General features: G+C 35.2%; 16 protein-coding genes. 5 read left to right on the forward strand and 11 right to left on the reverse strand.

The features are described from left to right. The first annotated feature begins 6 nt into the window (after positions 1–6). Positions 7–744, forward strand: a complete 738-nt coding sequence (locus CW752_RS13080; RefSeq protein ID WP_101240156.1) for a hypothetical protein — start codon at positions 7–9, stop codon at positions 742–744. 66 nt (positions 745–810) lie between these two features. Here the strand turns inward: CW752_RS13080 and CW752_RS13085 are convergent, their stop codons facing one another. Beyond that, complete coding sequence (locus CW752_RS13085; RefSeq protein WP_228401765.1) at positions 811–3,291, reverse strand: TonB-dependent receptor; 2,481 nt, start codon at positions 3,289–3,291, stop codon at positions 811–813. Between the two features lie 509 nt (positions 3,292–3,800). Here CW752_RS13085 and CW752_RS13090 point away from each other — a divergent pair. Continuing rightward, positions 3,801–4,610 carry a DUF2490 domain-containing protein gene (locus CW752_RS13090; protein ID WP_185117630.1) on the forward strand — a complete coding sequence of 270 codons (810 nt, stop codon included), beginning with the start codon at positions 3,801–3,803 and terminating at the stop codon, positions 4,608–4,610. 113 nt (positions 4,611–4,723) lie between these two features. Here CW752_RS13090 and CW752_RS13095 read toward each other — a convergent pair whose 3' ends face one another. Both CW752_RS13095 and CW752_RS13100 read right to left on the reverse strand, forming a co-directional pair. Then, positions 4,724–5,416, reverse strand: coding sequence for a hypothetical protein (locus tag CW752_RS13095; RefSeq protein ID WP_101240158.1), 693 nt, complete (start codon positions 5,414–5,416; stop codon positions 4,724–4,726). Between the two features lie 137 nt (positions 5,417–5,553). Further along, positions 5,554–7,086, reverse strand: coding sequence for a M20/M25/M40 family metallo-hydrolase (locus CW752_RS13100; RefSeq protein ID WP_101240159.1), 1,533 nt, complete (start codon positions 7,084–7,086; stop codon positions 5,554–5,556). Positions 7,087–7,359: 273 nt separating this feature from the next. On the opposite strand from CW752_RS13100, the gene CW752_RS13105 reads away from it, so the two are divergent. Continuing rightward, on the forward strand, positions 7,360–7,965 hold the full coding sequence (locus tag CW752_RS13105; protein WP_101240160.1) for an FMN-dependent NADH-azoreductase: 606 nt from the start codon (positions 7,360–7,362) through the stop codon (positions 7,963–7,965). Between the two features lie 104 nt (positions 7,966–8,069). On the opposite strand, the gene CW752_RS13110 is transcribed toward CW752_RS13105, so the two are convergent. The 5 genes from CW752_RS13110 to CW752_RS13130 all read right to left on the reverse strand — a co-directional run bounded on the left by CW752_RS13110 (position 8,070) and on the right by CW752_RS13130 (position 16,222). Beyond that, complete coding sequence (locus CW752_RS13110) at positions 8,070–9,362, reverse strand: hypothetical protein (protein ID WP_101240161.1); 1,293 nt, start codon at positions 9,360–9,362, stop codon at positions 8,070–8,072. Between the two features lie 603 nt (positions 9,363–9,965). Next, positions 9,966–11,423, reverse strand: coding sequence for a TolC family protein (locus CW752_RS13115; RefSeq protein WP_101240162.1), 1,458 nt, complete (start codon positions 11,421–11,423; stop codon positions 9,966–9,968). Further along, positions 11,395–14,586: an efflux RND transporter permease subunit gene (locus CW752_RS13120; RefSeq protein ID WP_101240163.1), complete on the reverse strand. Its 3,192-nt coding sequence runs from the start codon at positions 14,584–14,586 to the stop codon at positions 11,395–11,397. Before CW752_RS13120 ends, CW752_RS13115 begins: the two co-directional genes overlap by 29 nt. Before the next feature lie 21 nt (positions 14,587–14,607). Further along, positions 14,608–15,687: an efflux RND transporter periplasmic adaptor subunit gene (locus CW752_RS13125; RefSeq protein WP_101240164.1), complete on the reverse strand. Its 1,080-nt coding sequence runs from the start codon at positions 15,685–15,687 to the stop codon at positions 14,608–14,610. A 151-nt stretch (positions 15,688–15,838) separates the two neighbouring features. After that, positions 15,839–16,222, reverse strand: a complete 384-nt coding sequence (locus CW752_RS13130) for a hypothetical protein (protein ID WP_101240165.1) — start codon at positions 16,220–16,222, stop codon at positions 15,839–15,841. 559 nt (positions 16,223–16,781) lie between these two features. On the opposite strand from CW752_RS13130, the gene CW752_RS13135 reads away from it, so the two are divergent. Beyond that, complete coding sequence (locus CW752_RS13135) at positions 16,782–17,174, forward strand: hypothetical protein (protein WP_101240166.1); 393 nt, start codon at positions 16,782–16,784, stop codon at positions 17,172–17,174. Between the two features lie 33 nt (positions 17,175–17,207). Then, positions 17,208–17,636 carry an META domain-containing protein gene (locus tag CW752_RS13140; protein ID WP_101240167.1) on the forward strand — a complete coding sequence of 143 codons (429 nt, stop codon included), beginning with the start codon at positions 17,208–17,210 and terminating at the stop codon, positions 17,634–17,636. Between the two features lie 73 nt (positions 17,637–17,709). On the opposite strand, the gene CW752_RS13145 is transcribed toward CW752_RS13140, so the two are convergent. From CW752_RS13145 to gldN, 3 genes are all read right to left on the reverse strand, one after another. Next, entirely contained in the window at positions 17,710–17,973 is a 264-nt protein-coding gene (locus CW752_RS13145; protein ID WP_228401767.1) for a SemiSWEET transporter, read from the reverse strand. A gap of 49 nt (positions 17,974–18,022) precedes the next feature. After that, positions 18,023–19,060, reverse strand: a complete 1,038-nt coding sequence (locus tag CW752_RS13150) for an NAD(P)/FAD-dependent oxidoreductase (protein WP_101240168.1) — start codon at positions 19,058–19,060, stop codon at positions 18,023–18,025. A gap of 131 nt (positions 19,061–19,191) precedes the next feature. Continuing rightward, the gene (gene gldN / locus CW752_RS13155) at positions 19,192–20,130 is read right to left on the reverse strand and encodes a gliding motility protein GldN (protein WP_101240169.1); all 939 of its coding nucleotides are present in this window, start codon (positions 20,128–20,130) and stop codon (positions 19,192–19,194) included.

Below are 20,130 nucleotides of genomic sequence, written 5' to 3' on the forward strand. Positions count from 1 at the left end.
TTTAAAATGTATAAACGTTTATTACACTTTAACCTTGGGCTATTTTTTCTAGCAATATTTTTATTTCCACAACTTACAAAAGCCAGTGCTTATTGGATGGAGATTCATGGAACGGGAAAATTAAATAGTCCGGTAACGGTCCAGGTTTGCTATGGTTTTGTTGATGAGTTAAGCCAGCGACATCGTACTACAGGTCCGGAATTTCAGGAAATCAAAAATTTTCAGTTTTTTATTCTTAATAGCAAAGGTGAAAAATCAAAAATGCAACTACAACTCAGAGGAGATCATTGGGAGGGCAACTTTATGCCTAATACTGAAGGAACTTATAGGATTTTAGGCATGAATGATCAACTACCTGTTCTTATGCGATCAAAAAATCCACAGGAAAACGTTCGCCCTATCGACTTTATGTGTAGCGAATATCATATTGGAAAAAAAACCGACACATTCAGCCCTGCCCAATTTATGGATATTATTCTTCAAGAAAAGGAAGGAGTTTATACGGTTTTACCTTATCGTAATATGAAGCCTTCTGACAAAGGAAGTCTTGTCAGAATATTTAACCCTGAAAATTGGGAGAAAAATATTCCGGTCGATGAAAATCATCATGTTGTTTTCAAGCCTACCATGCCTGGTCTTTATGTCATTCGGGAAGACTGGTACGATAATACATCAGGGACTTTTCAAGGAAACACCTATGGGAAAATACGTTATAGAAATAACTATTGCTTATGGATTAACTAAAATATTCGCCAATAATACAAAAGCCCGAACATTGTAGTTCAGGCTTTTTCAATATTAAAAATCTATTTAAAATTTCAAGGAAACACTTCCTAAGAAACGAGATGGTGCTTGTGGCGTTAAACGTACAGACCAAGCTTTTTCATTCGTAATATTGTCAAATTTTAATCCTATTCTATATTTTGGCTGATCATAGAAAATCCCTAAATCAAGCATGGTATAAGACGGTATAATGACTTTAGCAGTCTGTGTATTGGTTTGATAAGATGAAGATCCCATATTTCCACCCCCTCCTATTCCAAGGCCTTTTAATTTACCTTGTGGGATTCTATAACTGATCCAGAAATTGAACATGTTAGCAGGTCCTGATAGTGCAGGTCTCAATCCATTAACAGAAGGATTCGCATTGGTATATTTACTGTCATTATAAGCATAGCCCGCCACAATATTCAACCCATCAAAAGGATTGGCTGTCAACTCAGCTTCAAACCCTTTACTCAACTGTGTTCCATCCTGAATGGAGTAATTGATATCATCAGGATTGGTTCTCAATATATTATCTACACGAATATTATAATAACTTAATGTTCCTACTAATTTATGGTTGAAAACATCGGCTTTCATCCCGAATTCAAGCTGATTAGCATATTCGGGTCTGAAAGAATTTCCGTTAATATCAACTCCGCTCACATTATTGAAACCATTCATATAGTTTCCAAATAGGGAAAGTTTATTTTTTACCACTTCATACACTAAGCCTAATTTGGGAGAAAATGCTGTTTGACCATACGGTCCGGATTGTACTCCACTATTACTTAATCCCCCTTTTATTTCACCTGTTGTAATATCATACACCCCTTTAAACTGAAACCTGTCTACTCGCAAACTTGCCATTACCATCAACTGATCGGAAACATTAAAAACGTTGGATACATAAGCAGCATATGTATTATCTCCATTATTTTCTTTTCTCATCGCTGAAGTTGCCGTAAGGGCATCAATAGTGTTGCGGTTTACTCTAAAATCAGCAGAAGGATGAACAAAATTAAAAACTTTGGTGTTAGTATGATAACGGTCAAAATGATTGGAATTGTTATAATAATCCAATCCTACAACCATTCTGTTTCTAAAACGTCCGATATGAAAATCTCCGATAAAGTTTTGTTGAATATTCGTTGCAATAAATGATGTGGTTCCCACCATAACCTGAGCACTTGCGGTAGAATCCGTTTTTCCGTTGATGGCAGAGATATACCCATTAATAGTCGATCTTGCCCGGGAAACTATAGTTTGGGAAGTCCAGTTTTCTGAAACCTTATAATTCAACTGAGCGAAAATATTCATCATCTGCGTTTCATAAGCCAAATCATCTCCTAAAAAGTTTTTATAATAAGGAAACTTCATATCTGCAATAGATTGTGTCTTGTTGCTTCCCGTATAAGGATTAAAACGTACCACAGATGTTCCTTTTGCCTGATTAAATTCTACATCCAGCAAAAGTGACATACGATCATTGATCTGATATGAAAAGCTTGGTGCTATTGCCAAAGAATTCGTAAACCCTAAGTCCTGGAAACTTTTCTCAAAAGTTCCTGCAGCATTAAGACGGAAAAGAGCTGTTTTGTCTTTGTTAACCGGAGTATTTACATCTACTGTCAAACGGTTGTAATCCCAACTACCTCCCACATAACCAACTTCTCCCCCAAAACCATTATAAGGTTTTTTGGTAACACGGTTATATACTCCTCCGTAACTGCTGGCAACACTTTTCCCAAACAGAGTTGCAGAAGGCCCTTTAATTGCCTCAATACGCTCCAAATTTACCGGATCAATCACTGAAAATGCTGCTCCTGCAACACCATTTCTGGCATTCGGTTCCGTTTCAAATCCTCGTGAACGAAATGTTACTCTTCCCTGATTAGCAATCATCGGAACTCCGGCTCCCGGTACATTTTTAGAAATACTTCCAAGATCAACTGCAACTTGTTCTTGAAATAATTCTTTGGTAACTGTATTATAAACCTGAGGATTTTCCAAGTTTTTTAAGGGTAATCTAGCAACGAATCCGCTTTCTTTTTTAGAAAATCTATTAACGTTTTTCATGATCACCACTTCTTGTATGGCTTGAATATTTTCTTTGGTTAATTGATAATCAAGCGTAGTGTTTTCTCCTGCTTTCACTTCCACCGGAAGACGAACTTCTTTGCTTCCCAGAATTTGTAATTTGATTGTATATTGTCCTGCTGGCAGGTTCACAAATTTGTAGTTTCCTTCATCATCAGTAAGCGTTTGGTGATTGGTATCTAACAACGAAACCGATATTGCTCTTAAAGGCTGTCCATCTATCATGGTTACTTTTCCGGTTATCCCGTTTTGTATATCCTGGGCATTAGCATGGATTGAGCTTAATAAAGAAAAGAAGATAAATAAGAATGGCTTAAACCATTGGATCATTTTGTGTTTTAAAACATCAGTAGTCTGTACTATTTCCACAGAACTACGGCTGGCTACCTGCTTGATCAGGAAGTCATTTTCGGTACATTCAGTCATTTTTTCAGCCTTATTTAAAATAATTATAAATAATAGTGCAAAATAACGGAATACTAATTTCACCCACAATATTAATTTGAATTATTCTAAATAAACATATCAAAAATCATATAAAAATATCTTTATATCCGTTGTGCATTACTTTCACTTATAATGACTGATAGCCTATGATATCATTAATTTTTGCCTTAAGATTAACAAAAAAGATGAATAGTTATTCTTTATAGCCTTCATCACTTTTAGCTTCCAGCTCCCGGCCTCAAGGCTGTTTTATTCCGAACTGACATTAAAATATCAAAATGCACAACGGGTATATTTGTTCCTAAAACTTTTCAAAACCAACTCTTTATTTTGTCATGTTTTTAAACAGTATTAAAAGATTTTGAATAATCATTGAATAAAATAAAGTATTTAAATTTGTTATGATAAAATATTTTCACTGCGAAACGTCAACATCTTTATTCTTTAAGATTTCGCAGATAGTAAAATTTAAATTGAAGCCGTTATTCATGATGTTTAGTGTAAAGAAAATTTTTACAGGGTTATTTTTATTAAGTTGTATCGGAACTGTTGTAAAAGCACAGATCAGTCCTCCTGGATTGGGAGACGCCAACACTGCTTTTTGGTCTGCTTTTGGAGTAAAGTGTCAATTAGATTCTTTAGGAAAAAAACAGACATTGAGCTATATCGCCATAGGACGTAAAAGCAATCTTGATGATGATAATTTATTTTCAAAACAGGCTATTTTTGTTTTAAACCACGAGGTTTACAATTCCTTTGCCCCTCATCAGCAATACAGTTATGCTATCAGCTATAGACGTCAGCCTCAATATGACAGCTCTGCACCTTACGAAAAAGAAGATACGGAACAGGAATTCAGAATCTACGGAAGATATGCCTATACTTTCGATCTTGGGAAAAAACTAAAATTAAAGAACACAATCCGACAAGAGTTCAGAAAATTTTTCGATCCAGATTTTCATCAAGTTGAAGAAGACTTTCAGCTAAGAACCCGGATTAAAAGTCAATTAACTTATAATTTATCTCCTAAAAACAATCAAAAACTGGCGCTCAGTGCAGAAGCTCTGTTTTCCATCAGTCATCTTAATGAGCCTGATTCACAATGGACTTCTTTTGGATATAGAGAAATGCGTATCGCAGCTTATTATATGTTCAATATCCCTCATACTCCTTTTACGGTAGATATAGGATATATGGACGACCTAATCAGGGGTAGCAAAAGTATTCACCATGGTGGTGTACATTATCTGGCAGCCGACCTGATCTGGAATATTCCTTATAAAAAAACTGATTTATAGATCTTACTACATTATTTTTAAAAAAATCCCAATCATTTCTGAATGGGATTTTAATTTGGAAAACTTTGGGTAATCCAACAATATAATTGAGTTATGAATGTTTGGTGCACATTTTAATTACAAAGCGTCAAAAACTGGCGGCTCATTTGTACTTTAAACTTCGCCTCTGATCTTGACTGCGCATAGATGGTATACTCAAAAGCTCGAATATTTTTTAGCTTCTGATCAATAAACTCTGCAATCTCCACAATGGAAAAAACGAAATCTCTGTATAAAGCCATGTTTACTGTTTGCCCATAGTAGGGTAAATAAGCTTTCAAAAATGGAATTACTTTTTGGTGGCGGTTATAACTAATGCAATATCCAACTCCTTCTACGGAAGTAATGATATCATAATTATTAATATAGTCCAGGATATTTTTACTTCCATCTAGGGCACTGCTGTTTTTTGAACAATACTTATTGATCTTATCCAAAATGTGTTGGGCATACTCCATCATTGAAATATTTTTAAACTCAAAGACCTGATGTAAGTTTTTTTTAGATGTTTCTTTGTTACAATCAATGCAGAAAGAGATTCCTATTTTTTCGTGGTAAGGGAAAAAACAGTCTTTAACTTCAATAGAAGCATCAGCCTGTACTCTGTCTTCTGCAAAATTATAATACAGGTAGGGAGAATATAAATCTGCAAGAGCTTTCAGATAATCTATTTCACTTGCATTATGATATGCTTCAAACCATTTTTCAAGGTTGTTATAATAGTAACTTTCAAAGTCTTTAAAGTTTAAGTAAAATGGTAATTCCATAGCTCTGTAATTTTGATGAGACAAAGCTATTACCGTAATGCGACAAAACTTGACGCAATATATTTTTTGTTGATTTTTTTAGAAAAAGAATCTGAAAATATGAGATAGCTAGTTATAAGTCTACAACCTGCAAATCATTATTTATCATAATTTCTCATCATATATTCAAAGTAATGAATCATCTTCAGATAGTTTTCAATACTAAGGTATTCATTAGTACTGTGAAGACTTTGTTGCTCAAAACGGTTGATTTTGATTGGCATAAACCTATACACATTTTTGCTTACAATCTCATATCGAGCCGCATCCGTTCCTGCCATAGTAAGATACGGTGTTACAATAGCAGCAGGATATATTTCTTTAACTCCGGCTTCTATAAGTTTAAATGCCTTAGTATTTGTAGGAGAAATTGCTGAAGCTTCTCTGGTATTATCAATTTCTTCAACCTCAACATCGAAGCCTTTGGTTGCTTTTGCGATATGTTCCCTGACATCTTTTACCGTATTCCCGGGAAGGAGCCTGAAATTAACGACAAATTCTACTTCGGGGGCAAGCACATTGGTCCCGTCACTTCCTTTCATCATCGTTAGGGCTGTTGTGGTTCTTACCAATGCATTGGTTGTATTGGTTTTGGTAAGCTTTGATAATAACATAGGTTTCAAAAGCCATTGATTAGCTATCGCCAACCTGCTTGTAAAGGGCATTGTACCTCCAATATTATCAAAGAATTCTTTAATCAAAGGGGTTATGGTAGGTTTCATCTGATGATCTTCCAAACGTTGCATAATGACTGCTGCTTTCCCGATAGCACTTTCCATAGGTGGCATAGAAGAATGCCCTCCAAGTCCCTTCACCTTAATTTTGGCAGAAAGAAATCCTTTTTCGGCACATCCAACAACAGCAATATCAGAATCTATTCCGGCTACATTTCCTTTTCGCATAATCAATCCTCCTTCGTCATAAACTGCATCAAACTTCAATCCTTTTTTCTTAAAATAATCTGCAATCTGCGTCGCTCCCTTCTTTCCTCCAACTTCTTCATCAAAACCAAAGGCAAGATAAATATCACGTTGAGGAATTTGTTTGTTTTTAATCAAATTATTCATTGATTCCATTAATGAAAAAAGCATCCCTTTCATATCAATCGCTCCTCTACCATAAATTCTTCCATTGGCAACAGCTCCTGAAAAAGGAGCAAAATCCCAATCTTCCGCCACTTTTGTAACAGGCTCTAGCGGTTGATCTTCCGGCCGGAAAATATTTTCTTCTTTATTTTTGATATCAGCATCTCCCGGAGGTACTACATCCATATGAGAAAGAAATAAAACAGGCTCTAATGAGGGATTATTTCCTTTAAGCCTGAATACCAAACCATATTGATTCACTTCAACATTTTCGGTATGTTGAAATACCAATGGATAAGTTGTTTTCAAATATTCTTTAAACCTAGCAAATGGTTCATAGTTAAATTCTCCCAAACTTCCTGTAGATACTGTAGGGATCTTGATTCCTCCTGATAAATGCATTACTGCAGAATCATTTTTAACAGGCTTCCATCCTTCACCTGTTCCCATATTATTTTTCTTAAAAGGATAGGTATACGTCTTAATGAGTAATACGGCAACGAGAATAATAAGAATACCCAGAATGATTAAAAGGACTTTCTTCATGGCGGATCAATTTTGTGAAATGGTTTAGTTTGATAAATATAGCAAAGTATTTTTTCTTTAACAATTTTAAAATCCGGATTTCCAATGTACTTCGACTGTTTTATGAAATGAGAAAACCGAAAGACCTGCGCTTTTAAATAAAAATTAAAGCTTTAATTGTTGGTCAGGAGTAATCATCAAAGAATAGCTATAAAGCTGAAATTACTTTTTGTCTTTATACAATTTTGTCCCCTTTTGAATATTTCAATCGTCATCACAGTAAAAGATTATAGTATGAAAAATATTTTGCACATTATTTCCAGCCCAAGAGCTGATCAATCTTATAGTAAAGGACTTAGCTCAGCCATTATAGATCGACTGTCCCAGTCTAACAACATTCATAAAATCGTAGTACGAGATTTAATCAAAGAAGTACCACCTCTTGCGGATGAAGTTTCAATCCATGAGTTTTATAAACATCCTGGAATGTATGACGAACGCAGCAATCAATTGCTTTCTTATGCCAATATGATTGTCGAAGAGGTGAAAGAAGCAGATGTTATTGTAATTGGGACTCCTATGTACAACTTTGGAATTTCCGCTTCTTTAAAAACATGGCTAGACCAATTGATTCGGGCAGGCATTACTTACACTTTTGATGAACAGGGAAATCGTATAGGACAATTTAAAAACAAGAAAGTTTATCTCGCTATTGCTTCCGGTGGGCGAAAAACAGAAGGAAATCCCGATTACCTGGCTGCTTATCTCAAAGATGTTTTGAAAACTTATGCCGGAATTACAAATGTAAAAGCTTATTGGGTTGAAGGGACTGTTGAAAATGGCTTTAAAGCAAACTATGATCAGGTTTTAAATGATTTTACATCAGACAACGAAAGCTAAATGCAAAAAAAATAGAGGCTGCTCCTATAAGAAGTCAGCCTCTGCTATATTGTATATATGAAAAACAAGATTTTCGGGAAACCTTGTTTCATGTATTACATTTTTTATTGTGCTCTGATCTGTTCAATTTTTAAGAAAGCTTTTGCTGCAGCACAAACTCCCCCCGGACAGTTAGCGACCGTTGCAGGAATACCAAAGTTCGAAGAAGATGAGGAGAATGTAAGAATATAGAAAGTTTTATCAATAGGAGTTTCTCCATTTAGAGACCACATATATAGACGGTTTTCAGGGATTCCACCTGCATATACCCCATCATTACCCCAAGCCGTAAATCTACATTTTGCGGCAGTGGCAGCAGGAGTTGTACATGTTGATCCAGCTGCTGCAGTACCGTCTAATCCTCCAGCGATCATTGGTGTTGTATTGGCAGCATTCCACTGTCTATCCCCAGACCATACTCCTGGCATATAAGTAACCAGATTATTTCCATTTCCACCAGCTCCTGCAAATAAATACTCATACTGACCGGAAATTGTAACCGGAGTCGCCTGATTATTTCTTAGTTGTAAATTAATACCTGTTACCGCATCTGTTCCGAAAGTAGCTGCTGCTGGATCATAATCTTTGGAAACGATAAACGCTCTTACAGAAAACTTACCATCCGGAGAAGTTACCATTACCTGATACCCTGTTACTCCGTTATCACTGTTAATTCTAAAGTTATCCATTACAGAGTTATTAGATACTTCAGCTGTTGCTGATGCACCAACTGTAGCAGTACAGCTTTGTCCAAATATATTGATTGCAAAACTTGCCGTTTGAGGACTTGACGCGGAAGGAGTTCCTGTTACCGTGTATACAAGTTCTCCATTTCCTGAAGACAATGTTCCTGGTTGCAATGTAGCGGTAAGCCCTGTTACCCCGGTAGAATTAACAGTATTCCCTCCAGGATATGCTCCTCCGTTTCCTCCAGTATATGGAACATACAGAACCCCGGAATAAGGTTGTCCTTGTGTATAGGTTGAAGGACTTAATCTTGCACTATTACAATTAATTCCGGTAATAACAGGTTGATCTATTGAAGAATACATTAGTCTCACCCACTTTGTACCATCAAAATAGTAATATCCATTGGCAGTTACATTAATGGTTTGGCCTGCTGGTGCTGTATCTGCAGCTGTGGCATATACTATTGCTCCGATTTGTGCACTAGTGTAAGTTTTAGCTCTTAATTGATTTCCTGTAATTCTTGGAGCTATAACTCCGTCGTATTTGGAGATATCCGTCGGGCTACCAACTACATCTAATGTTGCCTGAGGGAGCGAAGTGTTCAAGCCTACCTGCGCAAAACTAAGTACTCCAATAAACATGGAAGTAAGTAAAAATTTTTTTTTCATAAAATTTAAAATTTAGTGAATAACTATAAAGAGTGAGTCTTATTAATTTTAAGACAAATGTTTATTTGTATTTTTAAGTAAAATTGTAGAGATATTACAATGAAAATGGGAACATTTCCATGGGAACTGTGAGAACAATATTTTTTTATATTTCATGTGTTTCTGTTTCAATATTTCTCTCATTCTATTCGAATAAAAAAAACGTAGTCTAAAATAATAATTAATTCTTAATATTCAACTAATTTTTAACAAACATTAATTCACATTTTTCTTAAAACCCGAAACAACCTGTAAACGTAGATGTTTACATTATTTTTAAATCCTAAATATGTGATATTTCCATTGAAATAATCGAAAAAAAATTGATATTTATATCATTTTTTTTCCCAAACATTCAATATCTCTTCTAGTTTTTTTTAAAATCTCTGTTTTTTCGTCTTACCAGCATAATTTTAATCTTAAGCTAGGAATAGAATAAATTATCTTTTGTCATGAAAAATACAGTGATTCTTTCATCTAAAAAATTCTGTACAATAAAAAGAGGCAACTCTATAAGAATTGCCCCCAAACATTAACTGTTTATTGATTGAATTATGATGTTTTTTATTTCCAGCCCCCACCTAAACCTTTATAGATATCCACTACTGTGCTTAGCTGTTGCTGTTTGGCTTCTATCAGTTCCATTTTAGCATCCAGGGCATCTCTTTGATTCAAAAGAACCTCAAGATAATCGGCTCTTGAATTTCGGAACAATTGATTGGCAATATCAATAGATTGGTCTAAAGCTTTTGTTTCTTCAGATTTTAATTGATAATAATGATCTATATTTTTAACCTTTGACATTAAATTGGCCACATCCAGGTAAGCATTTAAAATCGTTTTATCATATTCATATAACGCCTGAATCTGCTTGGCATCGGCTGTTTGAAAATTAGCTTTAATCGCACTTTTATTAATAAGCGGTCCGGCTAGCTCTCCTACCAGATTATAAGCAATCGATTCCGGCATTTTAACCAAATACGATGGTTTAAAGGCTTCCAGCCCTAATGTTGCAGAGATTTCAAGAGACGGATAAAATTCTTTTCTTGCTGCCTGCACATCCAATTTTGCTGCTTTTAATTCCAATTCTGCTTGTTTGATATCCGGACGATTCGCCAGCAGTTGTGACGGAATTCCTGTATATACCGTCTGTGGAATTATAGTCATAAAGTTTTCCTTTGTTCTGATGATTGGCTGTGGATATCTTCCTAATAATGCATTGATTTCATTCTCTTTTTCAACAATTTGTTGACGAATTGTATATTCTGATGCTTTTGATTTGGCCAATTCTGCTTCAAACTTCTTCACTGCCAGTTCCGTTGCCGCAGCAGCTTCTTTTTGAATCTTAGATATTTCCAAAGCCTTTTGTTGAAGCTTAATATATTGTTGTATAATATCAAGTTGATTATCCAGAGACAACAGCTCATAATAATCGTCAGCGACTTCTTCAATAAGATTAGACAGTACAAAGTTTTTCCCTTCAACTGTAGAAAGATAATGAGCTACTGCAGATTCTTTTTCAGTTCTCAGTTTTTTCCAGATATCAATTTCCCAATTCGCCATCAAGCCTCCTTCAAAATTACCCAAAGGATCCGGCATCGATTTCCCGGGTTCCATTTCTGTACTGGCATCTCCCGCTCCTTCGCTGGTATAGCGGCCTGCTTTTTTAAGTCCTGCTCCTATTCCTGCAGAAACGGTAGGGCTCAACCTTCCTTTTTTAGCCAAAACACCACTTTTGGCAATTTCAATTTCCTGAAGGGTGATAAGCAGATCCTGATTATTTTTTAAAGCTGTTTCAATCAGACTTACAAGATTAGGATCCGTAAAAAACTGTCGCCATGGAGTAGTTCCACTGTTATTATTGGCATCCTGTTGTTCTTCCTGATTGAAATTTTGAGGTATACTTTCCTTTACCTCGTCTTTTATAACAGTCGCCATGGGTGCTTTACAACTTGCCAAAACAAGTGATAAAGCAATGGCTGTGAATATATTTTTAATCTTCGAATTTTCCATCATGTTCATAAGGTTCAGTTTGTTCTGTTAAAGGATTTTCTTCTTCATATCTTGCCAATTTCGATTTCTCAGCAATAGTTCCGAATATGTAATACAATCCCGGAATAATCATCAACCCGAAGATCGTTCCTATCAGCATTCCTCCAGCTGCGGCGGTACCAATGGTTCGGTTTCCTACGGCACCCGGCCCTGTCGCCATTACCAAAGGGATCAATCCGGCAATAAACGCAAATGAAGTCATCAAAATCGGACGGAAACGAATAGCTGCTCCTTCAATAGCGGCCTGTACCACCGGTATTCCTTCTTCTGCTTTTTTCTGTACTGCAAACTCTACAATCAATACGGCATTTTTACCCAAAAGCCCGATCAACATTACCATGGCCACCTGTGCATAAATATTGTTTTCCAATCCTAATAGTTTCAAACATAAAAATGCTCCGAAAATACCTACAGGTAACGATAGAATGACAGGTAACGGAAGAATAAAGCTTTCATATTGTGCAGAAAGGATCAGGTATACAAAACCCAGACACACCAGAAAGACAAATACCGCTTCATTTCCACGACTTACTTCATCTTTTGAAATACCCGCCCAGTCTATACCAAAGCCTCTCGGAAGGGTTTTATCGGCAACTTCCTGAATCGCCTGAATCGCTTGTCCACTACTATATCCCGGTGCCGGAGTACCACTTACCTGTGCAGAGTTATACATATTATGCCTTGTCATCTCAGATAAACCATACACTTTTTCCAGTCTCATGAAATCAGAATAAGGTACCATCTGGTCTTTATCATTTTTAACATATAGTTTTAAAAGATCAGTCGGTAATGCACGATATTGAGGTCCGGCTTGTACAATTACCTTATAAGGTCTGTCAAAACGGATAAAACTCGTTTCATAATTGGAACCGATAAGCGTAGATAAATTATCCATTGCTTTTTCAATGGTAACTCCTTTCTGTTCTGCAAGATCATTATCAATTCGAAGCATATATTGAGGGAAACTCGCAGAATAGAAGGTAAATGCAGATCCCAATTCCGGACGTTTCTTCAACTCCTTTACAAAATCATTACTCACTTGCTCCATTTTATGATAATCTCCACTTCCCGCTTTATCCAGTAAACGAAGCTCAAAACCTCCCGCGGCACCATATCCTGGAACAGAAGGTGGTTGGAAAAATTCAATATTTGCTCCCGGAATATTCTTGGCTTTCTCTTCTAGTTTTTCAATAATTTCAGCTGCAGATTCTTTACGTTCATCCCAGCTTTTAAGATTGATCAGACAAGTCCCCGAGTTGGATCCGGTTCCTTCTGTAAGAATCTCATATCCAGCCAATGAAGAAACAGACTGCACTCCATCAATCCCTTCAGATTCTTTTAACAATTCTCGTGCAATCTGGTTGGTTCTTTCCAGTGTAGATCCCGGAGGTGTCTGAATAATAGCATAAATCATCCCTTGGTCCTCACTTGGAATAAACCCTGAAGGAAGTGAATTGCTCAGGAAATAGGTACAGGCACAGAACGCCAATAGTAACGGTAATGTGAACATTTTCTTAGTCACCGTTTTATTCAGCATTTTCTCGTATTTTCCTGCTCCTTTTGTAAATAGGTTATTGAATTTATCAAGGAAAATGGTAATCGGAGTTCTCTTTTTAACCTTTCCATGGTGATTCTTTAAAATTAAAGCACATAATGCAGGTGTTAATGTAAGGGCTACAACTCCCGATAAAATAATCGAAGAGGCCATCGTAATGGAAAACTGACGATAGAATACACCAACCGGACCGGACATAAATGCAATCGGAATAAATACGGAAGCCATTACCAATGTGATAGCGATAATTGCTCCACTGATTTCATGCATTGCTTCTTCCGTAGCTTTCAACGGTGAAAGATTTTTCTCTTCCATCTTAGCGTGCACCGCTTCAATAACTACAATCGCATCATCTACAACAACCCCGATCGCCATTACCAATGCAAAGAGTGAAATCATATTCAATGTAATTCCAAACGCTGACATAACCGCAAAAGTTCCTACCAATGAAACGGGAACTGCCAATGCAGGAATCAACGTAGAACGCCAGTCTCCTAAGAAAAGAAATACAACAATAGCTACCAGGATAAAAGCTTCAAACAAGGTATGCACCACTTTTTCCATAGATGCATCAAGGAATCTGGAAACGTCATAACTAATCTCATAATGCATTCCTTTAGGGAAACTGTTTTTTTCGAGATTTGACATTAATTCTTTTACGTTTTTGATAACATCACTTGCATTGGATCCATAAGATTGTTTTACTGTGATTGCCGCGGAAGGTTTTCCATTCAAAGTAGAATAAATATCATACATAGAACTTCCAAATTCAATATCGGCAACATCTTTTAATCGTACAGATTCACCATTTGGTTTTGCTTTTAAAATAATGTTTCCATAGTCCTTCTCGTTATTGTAACGTCCCGGATATTTTAAAACATATTCAAAAGACTGAGCTCTCTTTCCTGAACTCTCCCCTGTTTTCCCGGGAGAAGCCTCCAAACTCTGCTCATTCAAAGCTTCCATTACTTCGTCCGCAGAAATACTATATGCAGTAAGTCTATCCGGTTTAAGCCAGATACGCATCGCATATTCACGGGTTCCAAGGATGTCAGCAAATCCTACCCCACTTACTCTTCTCAATTCAGACATTACGTTAATATCTGCATAATTGAAAAGGAATTTCTGATCGGCTTTAGGATCATCACTATACAAGTTGATATACATCAACATGTTAGGTTCTTCACGGGTAATCTTCACCCCTTCACGTACCACAAGAGGTGGTAGCTTGTTCACTACTGAAGATACACGGTTCTGAACATTTACCGCTGCAACATTGGGATCCGTACCCAGATCAAATACAACCTGAATTGCAGCTTCCCCGTCGTTACCTGCGTTGGATGACATGTATTTCATTCCCGGAACACCATTCAAACCTCTTTCCAGAGGAATAATTACTGATTTAATCAACAATTCGTTGTTGGCACCGGGATACTCTGCTGTAATATTTACTTTAGGAGGTGAAATTGACGGGAACTGGGTCACAGGTAATTTTACCAGAGACAAAATTCCCAAAAACACAATAATCAATGAGATTACAATAGACAGAACTGGTCTGCGAATGAATTTCTTAAACATACTACTTCATTTTAGAGTACACTACTCTGCTTTTAATTTCAATGATTGAAGGACTTTTTTAGGGTCCTGGAATTTTATTTTTAATTTCTGATCATCCTTCACTTTCTGAACCCCTTCTAAAAGAATCTGATCTCCTCTTGAAAGTCCCGATCCTACTACATACAGGTCCGGTAATTCATAAGCAATTTTGATATTTCTGGATCTCGCTTTTCCATTTTTATCTACAACGAAAACATATTTTTGATCCTGGATTTCATAAGTAGCTTTTTGTGGGATAATCAATGCGTTGTGTACCGGCATTGTCATCTGCACTTTTCCGGTTTCACCATTTCTCAATAGGTTACTCGGGTTGGGAAACTTTGCACGAAAAGCAATATTTCCTGTTTCATTATTAAATTCACCTTCTATGGTTTGGATCAATCCTTTTTCCGGATACACTTCTCCATTCGCAGTAATCAGAGATACCTGATCACTGCCTCTGTCTGCAGCATGGGTCTGATAACTTAGATATTCAGGTTCAGAAACATTAAAATAAGTATAGATATTGGTATTATCTGATAACGAAGTCAACAAGTCTCCTTCATCCACCAAGCTTCCCAGTTTAAGAGGAAGTCTATTGATAATTCCTGAAAATGGTGCTTTAATATCAGTAAAGGATAAATGAATCTGAGCCAGTTTCATTTCCGCATTGGCAGCGTCTAATTTAGCTTTCGCCATTGCTTTTTCATTTTTAGACACAATATTGTTACCGGCCAGCGTGCTAGCATTTTTCAACTCAATAGAAGCTTGTTCTACTTCAGCTTTTGCCTTTAACAATTCGGCCTGATAAAGTTTAGGCATAATTCGGAACAAGGTTTGGCCCGCATGTACATATTGTCCTTCGTCTACGAAAATCTTTTCTAGAAAACCTTTTTCCTGTGCCCTCACTTCAATGTTTTTCACAGATTGAATCTGAGCTACATATTCTTTATTGATTACAGTGTCCATCTCAACCGGAGTGGTCACCGGATAAACTGCGGCTTCTTCTTTTTCTTCTTTTTTCTTGTTGCAGCCCACAACCAATAGGATGCTTAGTGCAATGCCTGAGGCAACTCTTTTCATCATAATTCTAGAGTTTGATAAACGTTAATGTTTTGTTTTGAATAAAAATAATAAGGTAATAAAGGATATAACGATGTGAAGATTACCGGCTAACACAACGTAAAATGATCCCATCTTAAAAAGACAGAACATTAATTGAAAATGTAAAATTTTAAATTCTTATGGAACGAATCAGGATAAATCGTCTGGTAGTAAGACCGAGAACAAATCCATGGAGATCAGGCTTAAATTGTTTATAACTTTTTAAACCAAAAATATAAGCCAGACTGAAAATAACCGCAAAAACAACAACCTGCAATACATCCGACAATTGAAAGTCGTTTTCAGCAAGCTCTAAAGTGGAATTATCGATATTATTGTCTGCCATCTGTTGAATCGAAAGTTTTTCAAATGTTTGATTCAAACGATTGGCTCTTTTGATATGATGAGAAGCATGTCCGGAATAATCATTACGAAGTGTTTTAACATCAAGCTTACTTTCCACTACAAAGAGCAGAAAGAGACTGGTTAAAAAATATACAATACAAGTTCTCATTTTGAAGTTGCAAATGTACATCTAGATTATAATACTATCATAATAGATTAACAAAATTTAACGATTTATTAAATAAACAGAGTGTATCCATTGAAAATACAGTAAAACCAATTTTGTTCCTATTCGGAATCCGATATATTCAACCCGTTTTTCTATATTTTATTTTAATATAATATGAGATTTTAGAAAAATATAAATAAGAAAATATAAATATTATCATGTTTTCAAATTATTAACGTCCTCCTATTGGTAATAGTTATTATTTGAATTAATTTTGCCGAAAATTTACACAACAAATGAGCAATGAAAAAGCACAACTCTACCCTTCTGAAAATAAGCAAGATAACCCCTCAACTCCTTATACTTAACATCTAATTTTTTTATTATTTTATCAACAAATTTTGTTTCAATGCATATGCATTAGTAGGGATTGAATTTCTTACTAATTTTAAAATTATGTTACTTTATGTAAAATTAACATATATTTATTAAAAATATTTGTAAATTTATAAAGCATTAACATCATAATTCATGAAACACTTTAAAATCACTTATCACTATGAAAAATTTATTTACCACCATCCTTATGGGATTGGCAGTCCTTTCAACAACAGCATGTAAACATCCCGGAAAAGATGCAGAAGTAATTACAAATGCAGCTCCTGAAAATGCAGATCAAATTTCTAAGAACATTTATGTCGATAGTTATGGAGAAAAAATTGAAGTAATTATCAATAACACTAAAAATACGGCAACTGTCCACCTGAGCGGGAAAACATATGACCTGAAAAAAAGTGATGCCTTACCGGAATATACTGCTTCCAATGAAGAATATCAATATTCAGACATTAAGGGCAATATTACTTTTTTAAAGAAAAACGTAGATATGGTTCTTTTCCATCTTAAAAAGGATAAAAAAGAATCAGGTCCTGCAAAAATGGCATCGTATTAGCATAGTGAATAATATTCATATTAAAATCAAACTATGAAAAATTTATTTTATTATTTATCGGCGCTTATTCTTATGATATCTTTAGTAGCATGTAAAACAACTACGGCACAAAAAACTACAGATATCACTGGAAAAACATGGAAGCTTACAGAGCTTAACGGAAAACCTATCCAATTGAAAAACCCTAAAAACAATCCTTATTTCAAGCTAGACATGAACGGCATGAGATATGAAGGACACGCAGGGTGTAACGGATTAGGTGGGACATTTGAAATTAAACCTGATGCTATGAGAATTAAATTCAACCAGGGAATGTCTACCATGATAGCTTGCGAAGATTTAGATATTGAAAATCAATTTACCAAAGCTATTCTTGCAGCAGATAATTATTCTGTTAACGGAAATACTTTAACTTTGAATAAAGCTAGAATGGCACCTTTAGCCAAGTTTGTTCTTCAATAATTTAGAAATAATTTTCACTTAAAATAAAAATGCTTTTGCCGATTACGGTAAAAGCATTTTTTATGAATAATTTTTAAGATTTTTTACGGTATAATATATAACAGCCCAAAAGAATCATATTAACCAAAATGGCAAATACATTTGATAAAATAATTGGCAGCTCATCTTTTACGAATCCGTACCAAACCCAGAAAGCAAGTCCGGAAATAAGAACAAGAAGCATCAATAAAGAAATATCTTCCACATTTTTTTCTTTAACAACCTTTATCAGCTGAGGAAGCATGGAAACAGAAGTGAGAGCTCCGGCAATTATTCCTAATACACTTTCATTTATCATATGTCTTTTTTTGAATTATAAATTTCATCCGCAACATCATAGATATAAATTATTTACTAAATCTATCCAGAGAAACCTCTGTATGTAATGGAATATTATTTTCGCTAAAATCGAAAAGTTCCTTTGAAAAATAGCATCCATTCAAAATTCCTCTTGCTCCCAATCCATTAAAAACATATAGGTTATTAAATTCATGATGTCTTCCAATGATAGGTCTTCTGTCCTTTACTGTAGGTCGAAAACCAAAATGCACTTCAGCTACTTCGAAATCATAAGGATAAAATTCGGATAATCCCTTAACCAATTGGTCTACGGCAGAATCGTCTATATGGTGATGTAGTTGTTCCCTATCATAAGTTCCACCGTAAAAATATAATCCGTTTCCGGTTGGGAACAGGAAGTGTTTCTTTTTAATCGTTATATTTTCCGGAATGGGTTCGGAAAGTTTCACTTTGATATGATGTCCTTTATTAGGATTTACAGTGATATCTGAAAAAAACGGATTTTCTTTTACTCCCATCCCTTCACAAAAAATAATATTTTTGAAATTAAAATCTTTATAAACAGATTCGGAGGGCTTCAGTTGTGTATAATCGAACTTTTCTTTTACTAAATGATCATTTTTTTCAAAATAATTAAATAAACCCGCAAAAAATCCACTTACATTAAGTCTGGCAGATTGGTTGACCTTTCCCGTCTGATAATCGTTTTTTACTACGTTTAAATGGTCAAAATTTTTATCAAGAAAGTTTGTTAATTCGTCATTTGCAGATTTTTTTAACCAGAGATTTTGCTCATTAGCATCATGAAAAATTCTATGGATAGGAGCATCAATCAAAAAGTTCTCATGAATATATGATTTTATCTCTTCAAGAGTAGCTTTAAGAAAGTCAATTTGCTCCTGAACTTTCCAGAATGTCGTAAACTTTTTAAGAACAACAGGATTAATAATCCCGGCAGAAACCTGAGAGGCACTCTTTCTCCCCTCAGAATAGATCACAAATGACTTATTATTCTTAATTAACTGGTGAGCAAAGAACAATCCGGCATATCCGTCTCCTACAATAATATAATCTACATTTTTCATATGTGAAATTTCATTTATTTTAAGTTATATACAATCGCAACATTATTGATTAACAATAAACAAAGAGCGATTTAATAATAAAAAAAACCTGAGTAAAAATACTCAGGTTTTGTATAAATATCAAATGAAATTTAGTAATTCCACATATCATTTTCCATTTCTAGAATCTGCGCCTTGATTCTATCACTTTCATCTATTTGATCATCAGCGTCTTTTGGAATATAATCCTTAATAGTACCATCTCCTAAGCCACTTGAAGATTTATAGATTACAGATGAGAATCTTCTTGCATTGATGATGTCATCGAATGATAAATCAGCTGAAGAATTCTTTCTATTGAAAACATAATTATTCGCTAAAATATCTCTTGCATTTGGATAGAAAATCCAAAATAAGTCGATAAGCTCATCGTTTCCTGCTAAAGGTTTCCCATCTGGTCCAATAACTCCTTGTACTGCCGGATCAGGTCCCATAGCTGCAATACCAAGAGGTCTGTACTTCATTTGCCCATCTCTCTTATCAATGAACCACATCCCCATTATTTTAAGAACTTTTACTTTATCTGTAGTTGTTTTAAAAACATCGGTATATTCTTTTTTCTCTTGCGCAGTTAATTGTCTTCCGGAGTTTAAGATATCGATAGCAGCATCGTTGATTCTAACATTCTCCAATCTTTTCTGAATTCCTTCCGGAGAAAGTTTTACAGTAAAGTTTTCGTCATCATATACCTGCTCAATTTTACCTGTTAAGGCAGCATCTAACAACAATTGGTATAAAGATCTTGTAGGGGTAGAAAGAAGTCCATCCGGATTATCGTAATAGAATGGTTGGTTGATCTTATCATTCATATCGATGATTTCCCAAACAAACATACTCTTAAGAATATCTTTATCTTCAACAAAACCATATTCAAGAGGCTTTACTGTTTTATCTATAATAGTATCACCAACTTTTTGTTTATTCTCCTCTCTCATCTTTCTGAACTCTTCTGGAGAAGAAGCATTCAGAATAGTCTGGGAAAAAGCAAATCCCGAAACTAATACTAAAAGGGTGCTAATATATTTTTTCAT

It is taken from the genome of Chryseobacterium sp. PMSZPI (genome assembly GCF_002835665.1).
In the GTDB taxonomy this organism is placed as follows: domain Bacteria; phylum Bacteroidota; class Bacteroidia; order Flavobacteriales; family Weeksellaceae; genus Chryseobacterium.